The 17,260-nt window shown below is 72.0% G+C and carries 15 protein-coding genes; 4 read left to right on the top strand and 11 right to left on the bottom strand.

Features of this window, described 5'->3' with window-relative positions; translation table 11 throughout:
- Window positions 1-26: 26 nt before the first annotated feature.
- Both ABD946_RS33105 and ABD946_RS33100 read right to left on the bottom strand, forming a co-directional pair.
- A complete protein-coding gene (locus ABD946_RS33105) occupies window positions 27-491 on the bottom strand; it encodes a hypothetical protein (RefSeq protein ID WP_345289350.1) in 465 nt (154 codons plus the stop codon).
- 19 nt (window positions 492-510) lie between these two features.
- A complete protein-coding gene (locus ABD946_RS33100) occupies window positions 511-1,323 on the bottom strand; it encodes an SDR family NAD(P)-dependent oxidoreductase (protein WP_345289349.1) in 813 nt (270 codons plus the stop codon).
- A gap of 390 nt (window positions 1,324-1,713) precedes the next feature.
- On the opposite strand from ABD946_RS33100, the gene ABD946_RS33095 reads away from it, so the two are divergent.
- Window positions 1,714-2,100, top strand: coding sequence for an SHOCT domain-containing protein (locus ABD946_RS33095; RefSeq protein WP_345289348.1), 387 nt, complete (start codon window positions 1,714-1,716; stop codon window positions 2,098-2,100).
- 75 nt (window positions 2,101-2,175) lie between these two features.
- Here the strand turns inward: ABD946_RS33095 and merB are convergent, their stop codons facing one another.
- Together merB and ABD946_RS33085 are read right to left on the bottom strand one after the other, a co-directional pair.
- Window positions 2,176-2,805, bottom strand: coding sequence for an organomercurial lyase (gene merB / locus ABD946_RS33090; RefSeq protein WP_345289346.1), 630 nt, complete (start codon window positions 2,803-2,805; stop codon window positions 2,176-2,178).
- A 40-nt stretch (window positions 2,806-2,845) separates the two neighbouring features.
- Window positions 2,846-3,253 (bottom strand): effector-associated constant component EACC1, encoded by a 408-nt coding sequence (locus tag ABD946_RS33085; RefSeq protein WP_345289345.1) that lies wholly within the window; start codon window positions 3,251-3,253, stop codon window positions 2,846-2,848.
- A 215-nt stretch (window positions 3,254-3,468) separates the two neighbouring features.
- Here ABD946_RS33085 and ABD946_RS33080 point away from each other — a divergent pair, with 215 nt between their 5' ends.
- The gene (locus tag ABD946_RS33080; RefSeq protein WP_345289343.1) at window positions 3,469-4,518 is read left to right on the top strand and encodes a M4 family metallopeptidase; all 1,050 of its coding nucleotides are present in this window, start codon (window positions 3,469-3,471) and stop codon (window positions 4,516-4,518) included.
- A 27-nt stretch (window positions 4,519-4,545) separates the two neighbouring features.
- Here ABD946_RS33080 and ABD946_RS33075 read toward each other — a convergent pair whose 3' ends face one another.
- From ABD946_RS33075 to ABD946_RS33050, 6 genes are all read right to left on the bottom strand, one after another.
- Window positions 4,546-6,405, bottom strand: a complete 1,860-nt coding sequence (locus ABD946_RS33075) for a caspase family protein (RefSeq protein ID WP_345289342.1) — start codon at window positions 6,403-6,405, stop codon at window positions 4,546-4,548.
- The gene (locus tag ABD946_RS33070) at window positions 6,402-6,770 is read right to left on the bottom strand and encodes an effector-associated constant component EACC1 (RefSeq protein ID WP_345289341.1); all 369 of its coding nucleotides are present in this window, start codon (window positions 6,768-6,770) and stop codon (window positions 6,402-6,404) included. Before ABD946_RS33070 ends, ABD946_RS33075 begins: the two co-directional genes overlap by 4 nt.
- Window positions 6,771-6,906: 136 nt before the next feature.
- The gene (locus ABD946_RS33065) at window positions 6,907-8,244 is read right to left on the bottom strand and encodes a GH1 family beta-glucosidase (protein WP_345289339.1); all 1,338 of its coding nucleotides are present in this window, start codon (window positions 8,242-8,244) and stop codon (window positions 6,907-6,909) included.
- 35 nt (window positions 8,245-8,279) lie between these two features.
- On the bottom strand, window positions 8,280-9,122 hold the full coding sequence (locus ABD946_RS33060) for a carbohydrate ABC transporter permease (protein WP_345289338.1): 843 nt from the start codon (window positions 9,120-9,122) through the stop codon (window positions 8,280-8,282).
- Entirely contained in the window at window positions 9,115-10,149 is a 1,035-nt protein-coding gene (locus ABD946_RS33055; protein ID WP_380148937.1) for a carbohydrate ABC transporter permease, read from the bottom strand. Before ABD946_RS33055 ends, ABD946_RS33060 begins: the two co-directional genes overlap by 8 nt.
- 46 nt (window positions 10,150-10,195) lie before the next feature.
- Window positions 10,196-11,506, bottom strand: a complete 1,311-nt coding sequence (locus ABD946_RS33050) for an ABC transporter substrate-binding protein (RefSeq protein WP_345289337.1) — start codon at window positions 11,504-11,506, stop codon at window positions 10,196-10,198.
- Window positions 11,507-11,669: 163 nt separating this feature from the next.
- Between ABD946_RS33050 and ABD946_RS33045 the strand changes: the two genes are divergently transcribed.
- Window positions 11,670-12,896, top strand: coding sequence for an ROK family transcriptional regulator (locus ABD946_RS33045; RefSeq protein ID WP_345289336.1), 1,227 nt, complete (start codon window positions 11,670-11,672; stop codon window positions 12,894-12,896).
- A gap of 359 nt (window positions 12,897-13,255) precedes the next feature.
- Window positions 13,256-15,811 carry a discoidin domain-containing protein gene (locus tag ABD946_RS33040; protein WP_380148833.1) on the top strand — a complete coding sequence of 852 codons (2,556 nt, stop codon included), beginning with the start codon at window positions 13,256-13,258 and terminating at the stop codon, window positions 15,809-15,811.
- A 75-nt stretch (window positions 15,812-15,886) separates the two neighbouring features.
- Here the strand turns inward: ABD946_RS33040 and ABD946_RS33035 are convergent, their stop codons facing one another.
- Window positions 15,887-17,239: an acyltransferase gene (locus ABD946_RS33035; RefSeq protein ID WP_345289335.1), complete on the bottom strand. Its 1,353-nt coding sequence runs from the start codon at window positions 17,237-17,239 to the stop codon at window positions 15,887-15,889.
- Window positions 17,240-17,260 lie beyond the last annotated feature (21 nt).

Here is a 17,260-nt window from a genome sequence, read left to right as displayed (position 1 = left end):
TTATCCCCTGAAGCCACGTCAGGACCTCACAGGTGCTGCCTCGCCGTGGCCACGAACTCGTCGATCAGCAGACGGGTGGCGTCCCGCCGGGCGATGACGTCCGCCAGGTCGGTGGCCCGGTCGATCCGGCCGACCGTCTCGAAGGCCGATGCCGCGACGGCGGCGATCTCGGGCGTCCTGGCGGTCAACTGGACCTGGAAGAGGGCATGTTGGGCGCGGGAGCGGAGCTCGAAGGAGCGGTTGCGGAGGGTGGGCTCCTCGGCGGCGTCGGTGCCCTCGTGCACGCAGTGCCAGTGGTGCAGCAGCGCTTGGCGGAGCTCCACCAGCACCCCGGCGAAGGCCCCGAAGGCCTCGATCCGCTCCTGCCGGTGCCGCTCCGCCCGTGCGCTCCACTCCGCCTGCCGGGCCGAACGCTGCTGGAACAGATGGGTGAGCAGGGAGCCGAACAGGGTCCCCAACACGGCTATGACACTGGTGAGTATGGCGCTCATGGAGCCCCATGCAAGCAGATCAGCCCTCCCGGCGCTCCACCCGGAAGGGGAACGGCACCGTCCCCGGGTCCAGCGCGCTGATGCCGCCGTCGACGTTGAGCACCGCACCGTTGACCAGGCTCGCGGCCGGGGAGAGCAACCAGGCGACGGCTTCGGCGACTTCGGCCGCCTCCCCCGCCCGTCCCAGCGGGTTGAGCCGGGTCGCCTCCTCGTACGCGGCCTCCACGTCCTCGTGCCCGCTCAGCCGCGCGAGGCGCCCCATCGGGCGGTCGGCCATCTCGGTGCGGATCCAGCTGGGGCAGACCACGTTGGACCGCACGCCCTGCCAGCCGTAGTCGACCGCCACCGAGCGGCAGAGCTGGAGCAGCGCGGCCTTGGAGGTGGCGTACGCGGCGTTGCCGTGCCCGCTGCGAATCGCGGAGACCGAGGCGACGCCGACCACCGCGCCACCGCCCTCCGCCGCCAACAGGTGCGGCAGCGCGGCGCGCAGCATCAGGAACGGCCCCGTGACGTTGGTCCGCAGCACCGCCTCCCAGTCCTCCACCGCGAGCTCCCCGACCGCTCCCGGCCGCCCGATCCCGGCGTTCAGCACCAGCCCGTCCAGCTGCCCGAACCGTTCGACCGTCGCCGCGACCAGCCCCTCCACCTGCCGCTGATCCGTGGTGTCCGCCACGTGCGCGACCGCCCCGGTCTCCCGCGCCACCGCCGCCAACGGCTCCGCCCGCCGCCCGGACACCACCACCTCGTGCCCGGCCTCCCGCAACACCCGAGCGGTCGCCGCCCCGATCCCCGTCCCGCCCCCGGTGACGACCACGACCCGCTTCCCGCCCACGACTCCCCCACTCCCCCGACCGGCCTCGTCCGCCGATCATACGAACCCCGCCCTGCGGCTGCCTCCGCTGCGCCCACGGTGCTACTCAACGCCATCTTCCACGAAGGCAGTTGGCCCGTTCACCTTCCACCATGCCCAGCACGGAACACCGTTGCGACCCTCACGCGTTCCCGGCTGGGATGCCCACCGGCATCAGGCTCAAGGCGAAAGGGCCTCACGCTGCGCGACCGAAGCGCATACGATTCCTCCATCTGCGAGCGGAAAAGGGACGAGGCCGTGGCGAAAAGGGTTCAGACAGGCTGTCAGAACTGCTCGAAGTGCACCGGATCCGTGGTCGGCAATGCGGGCCGCGCGGCCGGTCGGGCCGGCGCTGCCACGATGACCATGGGCATGTCGGAGCTGGTGGCCCGCAAGTGCCGCGCATGCGGCCACCTCCAGATGCTCCACGAGTCCACTGCCATGGTCGTACAGCAGAACGTCCACGTAGCGCCTCAGCCTTACCCGGTCCATCAGCCGCAGCCCCCGTACCCGGCGCAGCCCTACCCTGTGCAGCCGCCGCCGTACTACCCGCATCCCGTGCAGCCACCGCAGTACCCGGCGCAGCCGCCGTACCCGCAGCAGGCTCAGTACCCGGCGCCCCCTCCGTACCCGGTGCCGCCGGTGCCTCCCACCGACCGTGCAGCCCGGTTGAGGGAGCTTCAGGATCTCCGGGACCAGGACCTCATCACTGAAGACGAGTTCCAGGCCCAGCGCCAGGAGATCATCCGCAGCATTTGACTCCAGCGCCTGCGGCCGAGCAGCTGGCTGACGAGCATCCCGCAAGAGCCGCCACCACCTATCCCGCGAGGCCCGTCAGAACAGGTCGGCGAGGCGGCGGGCGACGGACCAGGCCTCGGCCGCGGTGCAGGCGGCAAGGTCGGGGTCACGGGCGACGGCGAGGTCGGCTTCGGCCGGGGAGCGGTAGAAGGAGACGCGGTCGCAGAAGACCTCGCGGATGTCGGCTCCGGTGGCCGGGGCCAGGGTCACGGCGGTGCCCGCCGGGCTGACGGTGTGGAGGCCGGTGGGGGTGACGGTCAGGGAGACGGGGTCGGCGGTGGCGGCGCAGCGGGAGACGACGGCGCTCGCGGCCTCGCCGAGGACCAGGGGGAACATCAGGACGTCCATGGCGCACCAGCCGGCCACCCGCTGCCCCTGGAGCTCCATCAGGTGGGGCCGCCGGAGGTCGAGGGAGACCCCGGCGCCGGTCACCCTGCCCGCCGGGTCCGTCTCCAACTCGAAGTCCATCGCGCGGAAGCGGTCGAGCACTTCCTCGCCCGGCCACCCCAGGAGCTCGCCCGCCCGCCCTACCGCCAGCGGCCCTTCACGGAGCAGGCCCGCCACCACCGTGGCGCCAGCCGCCATCAGCTCGACGCCCCGGGGCGAGGTCCACTTGGCGGCCAGCCCGTCCGAGAGTTGCTGGACACGGTCGGCGGAGGAGGACACGGGCAGCCTTCCGGAAGCAACAGCGAGCGGGAGGCCCACTCTAGGAAGCGAGGGCCCCGCTCCCGGCCAGCCACGCCGCGTACTCGTCCTCGAACTCGTCCTCCGTCGGGGCAGTGAGCACGTCGCGCACCAGGGCCTCGACCTCCTCGGGCCGTTGGTCGGCCAGGCGTACGCTCCGACCGTCCGGCGAGGAGACCGAGATCCGTACCCCACCGGCACCCGGCCGGGTCAGGAAGCCGTGCAGCGCCCCGGCCAGTGCGCCCGCCGCCCCGCCGTGCCCGACCGCCACGACCAGCACTCCGTAAGGGAGGCCGAGCTCACCGCGCCAGCGCCGCGCGGCGCGCGCCCGGATCCGGCCGCACAGCAGCGGATCGATCTCCAACCACCGCTCCAGTTCACGCAGTTCGCACACCGCGTCGCCGCCCCGCACCGAAAGCCAAGCCTCCACTGCCCCTCCTCCGCTCCGCCTTCCTTGGAGTCTCGGCGGCCGGAAAACGGTTTGGCAACCCCCTAACGGGGCCGCCGGATCACGGTGTTAGGAGTTCCGACGGGTTCGGTCCGGGCCCTGTCCATTCCCGTGGCGATGCGACATGATCCCCGCCGTCGGACCCGACCGATCGGTCGGGCCGCCGCAGTCCGCCACCAGCCCGCCCTGGAGGAGCCTTGTCCCGTACCACCCGTGCTTCCCGCCTCGCCCTGGCCACCGCCGCCGCCCTGGCCACCCTCGCCGTCCCGGTCTCCCCGGCCGTGGCCGCCCCCGCCGCCCCCGCCGTTCCCACCGGCCAGGTCTTCCGGGTCAACCCCGTGCAGGCGACCGGGGACCAGTCGCTGACCGACGCCAAGGACGCCGATTCCGCCGTGCCGGCCTCCGCCTACGCGACCGTGGCACTGCGCAACCTCGACGCGAGCGGCGGCCTCTCCGGCCGCTGGGCGGCGGTCCGTTCGGAGACCGGAACCCCCGCGCGGTCGGCCGCCGGGGACTTCCGGTACACCCGCAGCGACGACCGGTTCGAGCAGGTGATGGCGTACTTCTGGGTCAACGAGGCGCAGGAGTACCTCCAGGGCCTGGGCTTCGGCGGCGAGCTGCGCGGGGCCAACGACAAGGTCCAGCAGGTCCGGCTCAACCAGTGGGGATCCGACAACTCCTTCTTCACCGACAAGAAGAACGAGATCCGCCTCGGCAAGGGCGGCGTGGACGACGCCGAGGACGCCGAGGTGATCGTGCACGAGTACGGTCACGCGGTGCACGAGGCCCAGGTGCCCGGCTTCGGCAGCTCGGTGGAGGCCGGATCGATCGGCGAGGCCTTCGGCGACTACCTCGCCCTGGCGGTCGGTCAGGCCGCCCAGACCCGGTACGGCTGGACCGGCCGGGCCGAGGAGGCCTGCGTCGGCGACTGGGACTCGACCGCCTACACCACCACCACGCCGCACTGCCTGCGCCGCCTCGACACCGGCAAGACCTACGCCGACCGGGTCGGCGAGGTGCACGCGGACGGCGAGATCTGGTCCCGGGCGCTGTACGACGTCCGCAAGGCGCTCGGCGCCCGCACCGCCGACCGCGTGATCGTCAACGCCCAGTTCTCCTTCGCCCCCGACACCTCCTTCTCCGCCGCGGCCCAGGCCACCGTGGCCACCGCCCGGGCGATGTACGGCGACCAGGCGGCGGCGACGGTCCGTCAGGCCTTCGCCGCCCGGCAGATCCCGGGCCTGTAGCCGGTGCGGTGCCGCCGTCCCCGTGGTTCAGCGAAGGGCTGCCGCGAGGGCGGCGGCACCGCTCCGGCGGTGGCCGGCGCCGAGCAGGACGGCGGCGATCCCGGTGAGGGCGTACACCGTCCAGGGGCTGTCCGTGACGGTGCCCGCCAGGGCCATCGCGCCTTGCGGGTCAGTGGCGGCCAGGACGGGGGCCAGATCGGCGCGGGCGGCCTGCTCGGCCTCGGGGTCGCCGATGGTGCGGGTGATCTCCAGGGCACGGCCCGGGTCGGCGGCACCGGCCACGACGGCCACGGCGGCCAGGGCCTCGGCGCGGCGGGAGCGATCGGTGATGGTGTCGGCGAGGCGGGCGGCCCGCCCGGGATCGGTGGCGGCCACCGCCCGGCAGACGCCCACCAGGGCGTGGGGGTAGGCCTGTTGGTCCGCATGGGGGGCGAGGAAGGCCAGTGCCCGGTCCGGGTCGACGGCCGCCAGGGCCTCGGCGACGGAGAGCGTCTCCCAGGGCCTGCAGTGGTCGGGCAGCAGCCGGAGGGCGCGGCCGGGGTCCGCGGCTGCCAGGGCCAGGGCGACGCGGGCGCGGGCCACGGTGCGGGAGTAGCCCTCCGGCAGGGCGTCGGCGAGCTCCTCCGCGCGGTCCGGCGCGAAGGCGGCGACCGAGCGCACCACGTCCTCCCAGCGGACCGAACTCTTCCGGCTCGGACGCTTGTCGGACAGGAAGTAGGTGTCCAGCAGGTACAGTCCGTCGGCCCGGTCGCGGTGGCCGTCGACCCGGGCGCTCTCCATGATGGCCTCGCTCCGGTAGGGCTCCCAGAGGCTCTGTGCCATGTCGATGGCCCTGAAGGGGTCCTCGGCGGCGAGCACCACGGCGATGTCCGCCGTGATCGACTGTCGTCGGTCCGGGTCGGAGACGGTGGCGGCCATGCCCAGGGCCTGCTCGACCGAGGCCTTGGCGACCACCGGGGCGACGGCGGCGAGGAGGATGCGCCGCAGCTGCTTGGTGTCCGCCCGCGCGGTGTGCCGGAGCGCCTCCTCGACCGCCCGCTCCGCGACCTCGGGTACCGCCTCCCGAACCGGCGACGCCGGCCCGGTGACGGCCGCGTGCACCAGGACCGGGAGCGCCTGCCCCACCGGCGGCCGATGGCCCGTCCCGGCCTGCCGGTTGCGGACCAGTCCCAGCTCACCGGCGGTGTCGGTGCCGAGGTGCTGCGGCAACGGGAGCCCTTCGGCGGCGAGTTGGGCACGGAGGTGCCGGAACAGGTCCGCCGGGGTGAGCATCGGCCCGGCCTGCGGGCTGCCCTCCTCCAGCAGCCGGAGCAGCCGCCCGGTGAACGCGGTGTGCGGCTCGCCGTCCAGCATCAGGGCGGCCCGGTTGGCCGGGGCCGAGGTGAGGGTGAAGGCACCGGAGACCTCCAGCTCGGCGAGGTGCGGTTGCGACGACTCCGCCATCGGACGGCCCACCGCCCGGCCGCTGAAGCAGCTGTCCAGGATCAGCACGCGGTTCTCCGCCCGACTGTCCAGGAAGGTCTCCCGGACGGCCTCGAAGGGCAGGGCGGTGTAGGGGAGCCGGTCGACGTGGGTGCCGGCCAGACCCAGGTGGAGCTTGCCCCGCCGGTCGATCAGGCCGTGCCCGGCGAAGTAGACCAGCAGCAGGTCCTCCGCCTCCTCGGCAGCGGCCGCCAACTCCTCCCCCACCCGGGCCAGGTCGGCGTCCGGCGGCACGGTGCGGCAGTGCTCCGCCGGGAAGCCGCCGAGCCCGGGATCGGTCAACACCCTTTCCAGATCGGCGACTCCGGCCGCGACCACCCCCAGATCGGGCAGCCGCTCGTCGCGGTAGGCCGACGTACCGATCAGCACCACCCGCGACCGCCCCGGGTCGACCGCCCGGCTCATGCCTCGACCTCGCCCCGTCCCCCGCCCTCGACTTCGGCCCCGGCCCTGCCGGGCTCCTCCGTGGCGGCGATCACCTGGCGCAGCAAGGCCTCGACGTCCTCGACCCGTTGGGCCTCCAGCTCGACGCTCCGCCCGTCCGGCGAGGAGACCGAGATCCGCACGTCGGCGCCGCGCGGGCGGGTCAGGTAGCCGTGCAGCGATCCGGCCAGGACGGTGACCACCCCGCCGCTGCCGATCGCCGCGATCAACACGTCGTACGGCGCGCCGAGTTCACCGTGCCCCGGCCGGGCGGCCCGCGGCCGCACCTTCCCCCGCAGCTCCGGTTCCTCGTTCAACCACCCGTCGAGTTCCTGAAGTTCGCGCACCGGGTCCCCACCCAGTACGGAGATCCATGCCTCCACTGCCCCTCCTCGCCTCCGGACTCCACGGAGTCTACGACCGGAGGCCGGACGTGGAAGGGCCGACCGGGGTGGTCCCCCGGCCGGCCTCAGATGGTTCCGCTCAGCGGCTGCGGTGGGCCGCTATCAGCTCGGCGTAGCGCAGGCCGCTGGTCTTGACGGTGCGTCGCTGGGTCTCGTAGTCGACGTGGACCAGGCCGAAGCGCTTGTCGTAGCCGTACGCCCACTCGAAGTTGTCGAGCAGGGACCAGGCGAAGTACCCGGCCAGCGGGGCGCCCTGGGCCACGGCGCGGTCGCAGGCGGCGAGGTGCTGCTCCAGGTAGGCGGTGCGGCCGGGGTCGTGGACGGCGCCCTCGGGGGTGACGGTGTCGGCGTAGGCGGACCCGTTCTCGGTGACGTAGATCTTCGAGGCGCCGTACTCGTTCGACAGACGGAGGATCAGCTCCTCCAGGCCCGGGGCGTGCACCTCCCAGTCCATCGCGGTGTGCTCCGCGTTCGGGCCGCGCACCTGGCGGAAGCCGGGCGCCGGTCCGGACGGGTCGTCGGTCACGAACTGCCGGAAGTAGTAGTTCAGGCCGATCCAGTCCAGCGGGGCCCCGATCAGCTCCATGTCGCCCTCCCGGACCGGGAGTTCGACGCCGTAGAGCTTGACCATGTCCTCGGGGTAGCCGCGCCCGAAGACCGGGTCCAGCCACCACCGGTTGATGTGGCCGTCGGCGCGGACGGCGGCGGCCAGGTCGGCGGCCGAGCCGGAGGCCGGCTCGATGGTGCTGAGGTTGTTGACGATGCCGATCTTCGCGCCCGGCACGGACTCCCGCAGGACCTGGACGGCGAGGCCGTGGCCGAGGTGCAGGTGGTAGGAGGCCCGGACGGCGGTGGTGAGGTCCTTGATGCCGGGGGCCATGTTGCCGTCGAGGTGGCCGATCCAGGCGGAGCAGAGCGGCTCGTTGAGGGTGGCCCAGTTGGTCACCCGGTCGCCGAGGCGCTCGGCCACCACGGCCGCGTACTCGGCGAAGCGTTCGGCCGTGGCGCGCTCGGCCCAGCCGCCCCGGTCCTGCTGGGCCTGCGGGAGGTCCCAGTGGTACAGGGTCGGGAAGGGGGTGAGGCCGGCCTCCAACTGGGCTTCCACCAGCCGGTCGTAGAAGTCCAGCCCGGCCGGGTTGACCACGCCGTCGGCCTGCGGCACCACGCGGGGCCAGGCGATCGAGAAGCGGTAGGCGCCCAGGCCCAGCCGGGAGGCCAGGCCGAGGTCCTCCGGCCAGCGGTGGTAGTGGTCGCACGCCACGTCACCGGTGTCCCCGTTGTCGACCTTGCCCGGGGTGTGGGAGAAGGTGTCCCAGATCGACGGGGCCCGGCCGTCCTCGGCGACGGCGCCCTCGATCTGGTAGGCGGCGGTGGCCGCGCCCCAGACGAAGTCGTCGGGGAGAGAACGGAGTTCCATGTCAGCTTGCCTTTCGAAGGGGACGGAGAGGAGGGTCACTTGACGGCGCCGGCGGTGAGGCCGGCCACCAGGTAGCGCTGCAGCAGGAGGAATCCGGCGACCACGGGGACGCTGACCACCAGGGAGGCGGCCATCACCTGGTTCCAGTACACGTCGGTCTGGGTGGCGTACCCCTGGAGGCCGACGGACAGGGTGCGGGTGGTCTTGTTGGTCATCACCGAGGCGAACAGCACCTCGCCCCAGGCGGTCATGAAGGCGTAGACCGAGACGGCGATGATGCCGGGGGTGGCCGCGGGGACCACGATCCGCAGCAGCGTGCGCAGCGGGCCGCAGCCGTCCACCGCCGCCGCCTCGTCCAAGTCCCGCGGGATGGAGTCGAAGTAGCCGACCAGCATCCAGATCGAGAACGGGAGCGAGAAGGTGAGGTAGGTGAGGATCAGCCCGCCCCGGCTGCCGTAGAGGGCGATGCCGGTGGCGTTGCCGAGGTTCACGAAGATGAGGAAGAGCGGCAGCAGGAAGAGGATGCCGGGGAACATCTGGGTGGAGAGCACCGTGACGGTGAAGAGCTTGCGGCCGCGGAAGCGGTAGCGGCTCACGCCGTAGGCGGCGAAGACCGCGATGGCCACCGAGCAGAGCGTCGCGCTCACCGACACGATCAGCGAGTTGACGAAGTAGTCGGCCAGCGGGACGGTCGTCCAGATGTCGACGTACGGACGGAGCGTCAGCTCGCTGGGGATCCAGCGGAACGGGCCCTGGACGTCGCGCAGCGGCTTGAGCGAGGAGCTGAGCATCACCAGCACCGGCGCCAGCACGAAGGCGGTCAGCAGGGTGAGGAACACCCGGCGGGCCCAGCGGAAGGACGAAGGAGGCTTAAGCATCGGCGTCCCTCCGGCGCGAGCCGACGAACAGGTAGACCGCCGTCACCAGCAGCAGGAAGAGCAGCAGCAGCACGGACATGGCCGAGCCGGAGCCGAAGTTCCAGGTGACGAAGGAGGACTGGTAGATGTGGATGGAGATCAGGTCGGCCTGCTCGGGGGCGGACTTGCCGAACAGCACGTAGGGGGTGTTGAAGTCGTTGAAGGTCCAGAGGAAGAGCACCAGCACCAGCACCTGGTTGACCGGCCGCAGGGACGGCAGGGTGATCCGGCGGATCTGCTGCCAGACCCCGGCCCCGTCGATCGCGGAGGCCTCGTAGAGCTCGCGCGGGATGTTCTGCAGGCCGGCCATCAGGGTCAGGAAGGCGAACGGCCAGGTCTTCCAGACCGCGACCACCACCAGGGCCCAGAAGCTGTTCTCGCCGATCAGCCAGAACGGCTTCTCGTCCAGCAGGTGGAGCTGGTCCACCAGGAAGTGGTTCACCAGGCCGGTGTCCCGCTGGAACATGAACGACCAGGTGATCACCGCCGCGTAGACCGGCAGCGCGTACGGCACCAGGAACAGGGTGCGGAGCAGGCCCCGCCCCCGGAACTCCTGCTGGAGGAAGACCGCCGCCGCCGTCCCCAGCAGCCAGGAGAGCCCGACCGCCAGGGCGGTGAACGTACAGGTGACCCAGAACGAGTGCAGCAGCGATCGGCCGATCGGTGCGTCGAAGTCCACCGCCACGCGGTAGTTGGCGAGGCCGGACCAGGGCGCGGCCGACCAGTCCCGGATGAAGAACTGGGTGAGCTGCTTGAAGCTCATCGCGATGCCGACCACCATCGGGACCAGGTGGATCAGCAGCTCCAGGGCGAGCGCCGGGAGCAGGAGCAGGTAGGGCAGGGCACGTCGGCCGAATCGCTGTCGCATCAGATCAAAGAGCTTCCGGCTGTTGGGGGGTGGGAGAAGGAGCGGCGTCCGGGCCGAGTCTGGGCGGCGCCGACGAAGGAGTAGCAGCGGAGCTGCGGCGACTGAGGAGAAGCCGTCCAGGCGACAGCCCGGGCGTCGTGACGCCGCCCCCCAACAGCCGGGAGCTCTAGGCCGGCATCTGCTGCTGGGCCTTGGTGAGTTCGGCCTTGACCGACTCGTCCGTGACCGGCTTGCCGGAGGCGGCCGCGGCCAGCAGGTTCTTCACCGCCGTGCCGACCAGGGTCTCGAACTGGCTCTCGTTCGCCACCTGCGGCAGCGGGGCGGCGCTGGTCTGCAGCACGGTGGCCAGGGTCTTCAACTCCGGGGTGGAGAAGGCGGGATCGGCCTGGGCCTCCTTGACCGGCGGGATGGAGCCGTAGGTCTTGTTGAGCTGGACCTGCTCCTCGTTGCTGGTCATGAACTTCACGAACTGCAGCGCGCCGTCGGTGTTCTTGGTGTTCTTGAAGACCGCCAGGTTGATGCCCGCGACCATCGAGGTGGTGGCCTTGGCGCCGGTGGCGCCCGCCGGGAGCGGGATCGGCGCGACGGCGTAGTCCTCGGGGGCCATGCCGTGCGACTTGAGCGAGGCACCGGCCGCCTGCCACATCAGCATCGCGGCCTTGCCGCTGGCGAAGTCGGTCACCGACTGGTTGGCGGCGTACTCGGCGTTGCCGGGGGCGACGATCTTGTCCTTGGCGATGAAGTCGACGTACTGCTTGACCGCGGCGACCGCCTCGGGGGTGGCGAAGGCGGGCTTGCCGGAGGCGTCGAACCAGTCGGCGCCGTGCTGCTTGCCGAAGGCGAAGGCGTGGTGGACGTTCTCCGAGACGTTGCCGCCCTCGATGGCGAGGCCGAACTTGCCGTCCTTGGTGAGCTTCTGGGCGTCCGTCAGCAGCTCGTCCCAGGTGGCGGGGGGCTGGGCGATGCCGGCCTGCTGGAAGAGCTTCTTGTTGTAGTAGAGGCCGTAGGCCATGGAGTACAGCGGGACGGCCGCCGGGTCCTTGCCCGCCGCGCCGGCGGAGGCGATGGTGGACGGCGTGAAGCGGTCCTTGCCCCCGATCTTGCCGAAGGTGGCCTCGTCGAACGGCAGCAGGGCGCCGGTGGCCTGCAGCGAGGCGGACCAGGTGTTGCCGATGTTCAGCACGTCGGGGCCCTGGCCGGACGCAGTGGCGGCCAGGATCCGGTTCAGCAGGTCGGACCAGGGGACGACCTCGAGCTTGACCTTGATCCCGGTCTGCTGCTCGAACTTTCTCAGTTCGGGCTCCAGGACCTGCTTGTCGTTCTCCAGGCTGGTGCCCTGGTTGCTGGCCCAGTAGGTGAGTTCCTTCGGGGCGCTGTTGTCGCCGCCCTCGGAGGAGGACCCGCCGCCGCAGGCGGTGGCGGTCAGGGTGAGGACGGAGACCAGAGCGGTGGCTGCGGCGAGACGGTGGAAGCGCATGACCGTGTCCCTCTCGGACGAGTGGGTGGTGGGATTCGGGGGAAGTGTGAGCCGCCGTGGAACCGCGAGCTCAGATGCTTACTTCGGACCGTGATTTAACGTGTGAGAAAAGCTGGCGTCAAGAGTCCGCGCAGCGATAGATTCGAGTCAGGAGGGAGACCAGATGGCAGAGCGAGGCAAGCAGACCGTCCGTGACCTGCGACGGGGCAGCCGTTCCACCCTGTTGCACCGGCTGTACTTCGAAGGTCCGCTGAGCAGACAGGAGTTGGGGCGGATCAGCGGCCTGAGCGGCGGCTCGGTCAGCAACGTGGTGGGCGAACTGATCGCCGACGGGCTGGTGGAGGAGTGCGGCTCGGTCGACTCGGACGGCGGCCGCCCGCGGATCCTGCTCCAGGTCACCCCCGACCGGGCGCACCTGATCGGGGTGGACGTGGGCGAGACCCAGGTGCGGGTCGCGCTCTTCGACCTGGCGCTGACCGAGCTGGCCGCCAGCGACCACCCGCTCTCCGACCACGGTCACGACGTGGACCACGTGGTCGAGCTGATGCTCACCGGCATCGGCGAGGTGCTGGAGCGCACCGGAGTGGACCGCGGCACCGTGCTCGGGGTCGGCATCGGCGTGCCCGGCATCGTGGAGCAGGGCGAGCCCGACTCGGACGGGTACGGCGTGGTGGTGCACAGCCAGACCGTCGGCTGGGACGCCGTGCCGCTCGGCCGGTTGCTCCGGGCCGGCACCGACCTGCCGCTCTACGTGGACAACGGCGCCAAGACCCTGGGGCAGGCCGAGATGTGGTTCGGTGCCGGGCAGGGTGCGCGGCACGCGGTGGTCGCGCTGTTCGGCTCCGGCGTCGGGGCCTGCGTGATCGCCGACGGCTCGCGCTTCCGCGGCGCCACCAGCAGCGCGGGCGAGTGGGGCCACACCAAGGTGCACGTCGGCGGGCGGCTCTGCCGGTGCGGCTCCAAGGGCTGCCTGGAGGCGTACGTCGGCGCGGAGGCGCTGGTCGAGCGGTGGGGCGCGGCGCCGCCCGGCAGTTCGGAGAAGGAGGGCCTGGCCGCCCTGCTGGCCGCCGCCGAAACGGGCGACCCGGCGGCGGAGGCCCTGCTCGCCGAGGCCGCCGAGTACCTGGGCGCGGCCATCGCCGATCTGGTCAACCTCTTCAACCCCGAACGGATCGTGATCGGCGGCTGGGCCGGGCTGCTGCTCGGGCCGCGGCTGCTCCCGGGCATCGAGGCCGCCGCCACCGAGTACGCCCTGCGCTTCCCGCGCGCCCAGACCACCATCACCCTGGGCCGGCTGGGCCCGGACGCCGTCACGGTGGGCGCGGCCACCCTGCCGCTGACGCACTTCCTCACCTCGGGCGGGGAGCTCCGCCGGCTCGCCCCCGCGTAGCGGGAACCGGCTGCCGACCGGAGTCGCCGCCTCCGGCGGATCTCCGGCCCGAGACGCGGGAGCGGGACGGGGCGAGATCCGGACGGGGCGAGGGGCGGCGGCACGGCGAACTCCGGAGGCCGTCCGCACGGGTACGCGCAGGGTCCCCCACCTGCGCGAACTCCCTTCCAGGAGCCCGCACTTGGGCGTACACGTCGGGTCTTCCCGGTTTCCGTCAGGTTTCCACCGGGTGCTTGACAGCCGCGAGTTGGGCCCTCCAGACTCCCACCGGGGAGCGCTCTCCGAAGATCCGCCGGTGTGTAGTGTCCACCGCCCGCGCCTCCCGACCCCCACCCCCCCACCCACCGCAGGAGAAGCCCGTGAGGCTCACCTCGGCACGCGGCACGGCCGCGACCGCCACCACGCTGGCACTGCTCTCCGGAGCACTGCTCGCCCTGCCCGGCACCACCGCCCACGCCGCCGACGCCCTGATCTCCCAGGGCAAGACGGTCACCGCCTCCTCCACCGAGAACGGCGGCACCGCCGCGGCCCTCGCCGTGGACGGCTCCACCGCCACCCGCTGGTCCTCCGCCGCGAGCGACCAGCAGTGGCTCCAGGTCGACCTCGGCGCCAGCTCCACCATCAGCAAGGTGGTGCTCAACTGGGAGGCCGCGTACGGGAAGTCGTACCAGATCCAGACCTCGGCCGACGGCAACGCCTGGACCACCATCCACACCACCACCAACGGCACCGGCGGTGTGGAGACCCTGAACGTCACCGGCACCGGCCGCTACGTCCGGATGAACGGCCTGACCCGGGGCACCGGGTACGGCTACTCGCTCTGGGAGTTCCAGGTCTTCGGCACCCAGACCGGCGGCTCCACCTGCTCCACCACCGACGCCGCCCAGGGCCGCCCCACCACCGCCTCCTCCACCGAGAACGGCGGCACCCCGGCCTCGGCCGCCACCGACGGCAACTCCGGCACCCGCTGGGCCTCGGCGGCCAGTGACCCGCAGTGGCTCCAGGTGGACCTCGGCTCGGTCCAGCAGCTCTGCCGGGTGGTGCTCAACTGGGAGGCCGCGTACGGGAAGTCGTACCAGATCCAGACCTCGGCCGACGGCAACGCCTGGACCACCATCCAGAGCACCACCAACGGCGCGGGCGGCACCGAGGCCCTGGACGTCTCCGGCTCCGGCCGCTACGTCCGGATGAACGGCCTGACCCGGGGCACCGGGTACGGCTACTCGCTCTGGGACTTCAAGGTCAACACCGGCACCGGCCTGCCCCCGATCCAGGGCGGTGGCGACCTCGGCCCCAACGTGATCGTCTTCGACCCGTCCACCCCGAACATCCAGGCCAAGCTGGACCAGGTCTTCCAGCAGCAGGAGTCGGCCCAGTTCGGCAGCGGGCGTTACCAGTTCCTCTTCAAGCCGGGCACGTACAACAACCTCAACGCCCAGGTCGGCTTCTACACCTCGGTCAGCGGCCTCGGCCTCTCCCCCGACGACACCACCATCAACGGTGACGTCACCGTGGACGCCGGCTGGTTCAACGGCAACGCGACCCAGAACTTCTGGCGCTCCACCGAGAACCTGGCCCTCAACCCGGTGAGCGGCACCGACCGCTGGGCCGTCGCCCAGGCCGCGCCGTTCCGCCGGATGCACGTCAAGGGCGGCCTCAACCTGGCCCCCAACGGCTACGGCTGGGCCAGCGGCGGGTACATCGCCGACAGCAAGATCGACGGCCAGATCGGCAACTACTCGCAGCAGCAGTGGTACACCCGGGACAGCTCGATCGGCGGCTTCTCCAACTCGGTCTGGAACCAGGTCTTCTCCGGCGTCCAGGGCGCTCCCGCGCAGAGCTTCCCGAACCCCGCCTACACCACCCTGGACACCACCCCGGTCTCCCGGGAGAAGCCCTTCCTCTACCTGGACGGCGCCGACTACAAGGTCTTCGTCCCGGCCAAGCGCACCGACGCGCGCGGCACCAGCTGGGGCAACGGCACCCCGCAGGGCAGCTCCATCCCGCTCTCCCAGTTCTACGTGGTGAAGGCCGGCGCCACCGCCGCCACCATCAACGCGGCGCTGGCCCAGGGCCTCAACCTGCTGTTCACGCCCGGCGTCTACCACGTCGACCAGACGATCAACGTGACCCGCCCGGACACCGTGGTGCTCGGCCTCGGCCTGGCCACCCTCGTCCCGGACAACGGCGTCACCGCGATGAAGGTCGCCGACGTGGACGGCGTGAAGCTGGCCGGCTTCCTGATCGACGCCGGCACCGTCAACTCCCCCACCCTGCTGGAGGTCGGGCCCACCGGCGCCTCGGCCGACCACACCGCCAACCCCACCACCGTCCAGGACGTCTTCGTCCGGGTCGGCGGCGCGGGCGCCGGCAAGGCCACCACGGCCGTCGTGGTCAACAGCGACGACGTGATCGTGGACCACACCTGGCTCTGGCGGGCCGACCACGGTGACGGCGTCGGCTGGGAGACCAACCGCTCGGACTACGGTCTGATCGTGAACGGCGACGACGTGCTGACCAGCGGTCTGTTCGTCGAGCACTTCAACAAGTACGACGTCCAGTGGTTCGGCGAGCGCGGCAAGACCATCTTCTTCCAGAACGAGAAGGCCTACGACGCCCCCAACCAGGCCGCGGTGCAGAACGGTTCGACCCAGGGCTACGCCGCCTACCGGGTCGGCCCGGACGTCCAGACCCACGAGGGCTGGGGCCTGGGCAGCTACTGCTACTACAACGTGGACCCGAGCATCCGTCAGGAGCACGGCTTCGAGGCCCCGGTCCGCCCGGGCGTGAAGTTCCACGACCTCTCGGTGGTCTCGCTGGGCGGCAACGGCCAGTACAACCACGTGGTCAACTCCACCGGCGCCGCCACCTCGGGCACCGGCACCACCCCGTCCACCGTGGTCTCCTTCCCGTGACCCCGGCCCGCTGACGCGGCGGCCCGCCCCCACCTCGGCGGAGGTGGGGGCGGGCCGGCGGCCTGCGGCCCGTGGTCAGGCCAGCTTCTTCATCTGCCGCGCGATCGCCGGGAGTTGCTCGTCGGCCGCCCGGTGCGAGTGCAGCAGGGCCTGCCCCGCCTCGGTGCGCAGCCGGCCGGCCAGCCGGACCGGCAGCGAGACGGTGAGCAGGTGACCGCTCCCCTCGAAGCCCTCCACCAGCCAGGAAACCCAGGGGAGTTGGACGCTGGCGGCCGGGCTGAAGGCGATCGGCCGGTGCCCCTCGAAGGCCAGCTCGTAGACCCCGGAGCGGGACCAGGTGGAGAGGGTGAAGGTCTTGGCTTCCGGGTCGAAGCCGAGCGGGACGCACTCGCGCAGCCGCTCCCGGCCGAGCCCGGCGAGGAAGTCACGGTTGGTCCGCAGGCTGAGGTGGTCGGTGAGGAATCCCTCCACCCCGGCCCGGATCTCGGCGGCCAGTGCGGCCGGATCGGCGTCGGCCGGGCAGCTCAGCACGATCTCCCCCAGCACGTTGCCCAGACCGCCGGCCGGCAGGCCCAGGTGGCGGCGCACGTTCACCGGCAGCACCAGGGTGCGGGCCTCGTGGTCCTCGTCCAGCCGGCGGACCGCGGTGACCACATGGGCGCAGAGCACGTCGTTGACCGACAGCCGGCGCCCCGCCGACTCCTCGAACCCGTCCCGCAGCCGGGCGACTTCGGCGTCGGTGAAGTACACCTGTACGGTGCGGTTGGCCCGGGCCGCGACCGCGAACTCCCGGCCCAGCAGCTCCGCCTCCTCCGGCCCGGGGATCCTGAACCCCAGCCGCCCGGAGTCCCGCTCGGGCAGCACCGAGGCCAGGTACGCCTCCCGGTCCTCGACCGGCAGCACCTCCGGCAGCTCGGCGCCGTCCACCGCCGCCGACCAGGCCCGCATCAGGGTCATGAAGGTCTGGACGTCCCCGAGCACGTGGTGCCAGGAGCACCCCAGTGCCGTCCCGCCGTCCGCGAGGCGGGTCAACCGGACGGTGAACAGCGGGAGTTCGCCCTCGTGAACGGCCTGGGCGGCGACGTGGTCGACGTACCCGGAGGCCGCCAGGGTCATCCGGCCGAGCGCCTCGCCCAGGGCCTCGGGGGCGTCCGCCGAGACCATCGGGACGCCCGCGTCGGAGCAGACGATCTCCAGGTCCGCACCGGTGCTCCGCAGCCGTCCGGCGAACATCGGCACCCGGCCCAGCGCCACCGCCAGGCCGTCCGCGAGCCGCTGCTCGTCCAGCGGGCGGTCGTAGAAGAAGACGACGGAGACCGCCAGCTCGGCCAGCATCGCGTCGGAGACCCCGCAGCGGATCACCTCGCCGGAGGCCGTCCCGGCCCGGACGGTGCGCACTCGCTCGGTGGTGGTACTGGTGGTGGTCATGGCTGGCCCTCCCGGTGGTTG

The organism is Kitasatospora albolonga, from assembly GCF_039535905.1.
GTDB lineage: Bacteria > Actinomycetota > Actinomycetes > Streptomycetales > Streptomycetaceae > Kitasatospora > Kitasatospora albolonga.
The sequence above is the reverse complement of the archived record's forward strand: the minus strand, read 5'-3'. Positions and strand labels throughout refer to the sequence as shown.

Bases quoted from the DNA above. Each gene is read 5' to 3' on its own strand.
- ABD946_RS33035 (WP_345289335.1), bottom strand. From the start codon at position 17,239: ATGACCACCACCAGTACCACCACCGAGCGAGTGCGCACCGTCCGGGCC.
- ABD946_RS33050 (WP_345289337.1), bottom strand. From the start codon at position 11,506: ATGCGCTTCCACCGTCTCGCCGCAGCCACCGCTCTGGTCTCCGTCCTC.
- ABD946_RS33065 (WP_345289339.1), bottom strand. From the start codon at position 8,244: ATGGAACTCCGTTCTCTCCCCGACGACTTCGTCTGGGGCGCGGCCACC.
- ABD946_RS33045 (WP_345289336.1), top strand. From the start codon at position 11,670: ATGGCAGAGCGAGGCAAGCAGACCGTCCGTGACCTGCGACGGGGCAGC.
- ABD946_RS33060 (WP_345289338.1), bottom strand. From the start codon at position 9,122: ATGCTTAAGCCTCCTTCGTCCTTCCGCTGGGCCCGCCGGGTGTTCCTC.
- ABD946_RS33105 (WP_345289350.1), bottom strand. From the start codon at position 491: ATGAGCGCCATACTCACCAGTGTCATAGCCGTGTTGGGGACCCTGTTC.
- ABD946_RS33075 (WP_345289342.1), bottom strand. From the start codon at position 6,405: ATGAGCCGGGCGGTCGACCCGGGGCGGTCGCGGGTGGTGCTGATCGGT.
- ABD946_RS33095 (WP_345289348.1), top strand. From the start codon at position 1,714: ATGTCGGAGCTGGTGGCCCGCAAGTGCCGCGCATGCGGCCACCTCCAG.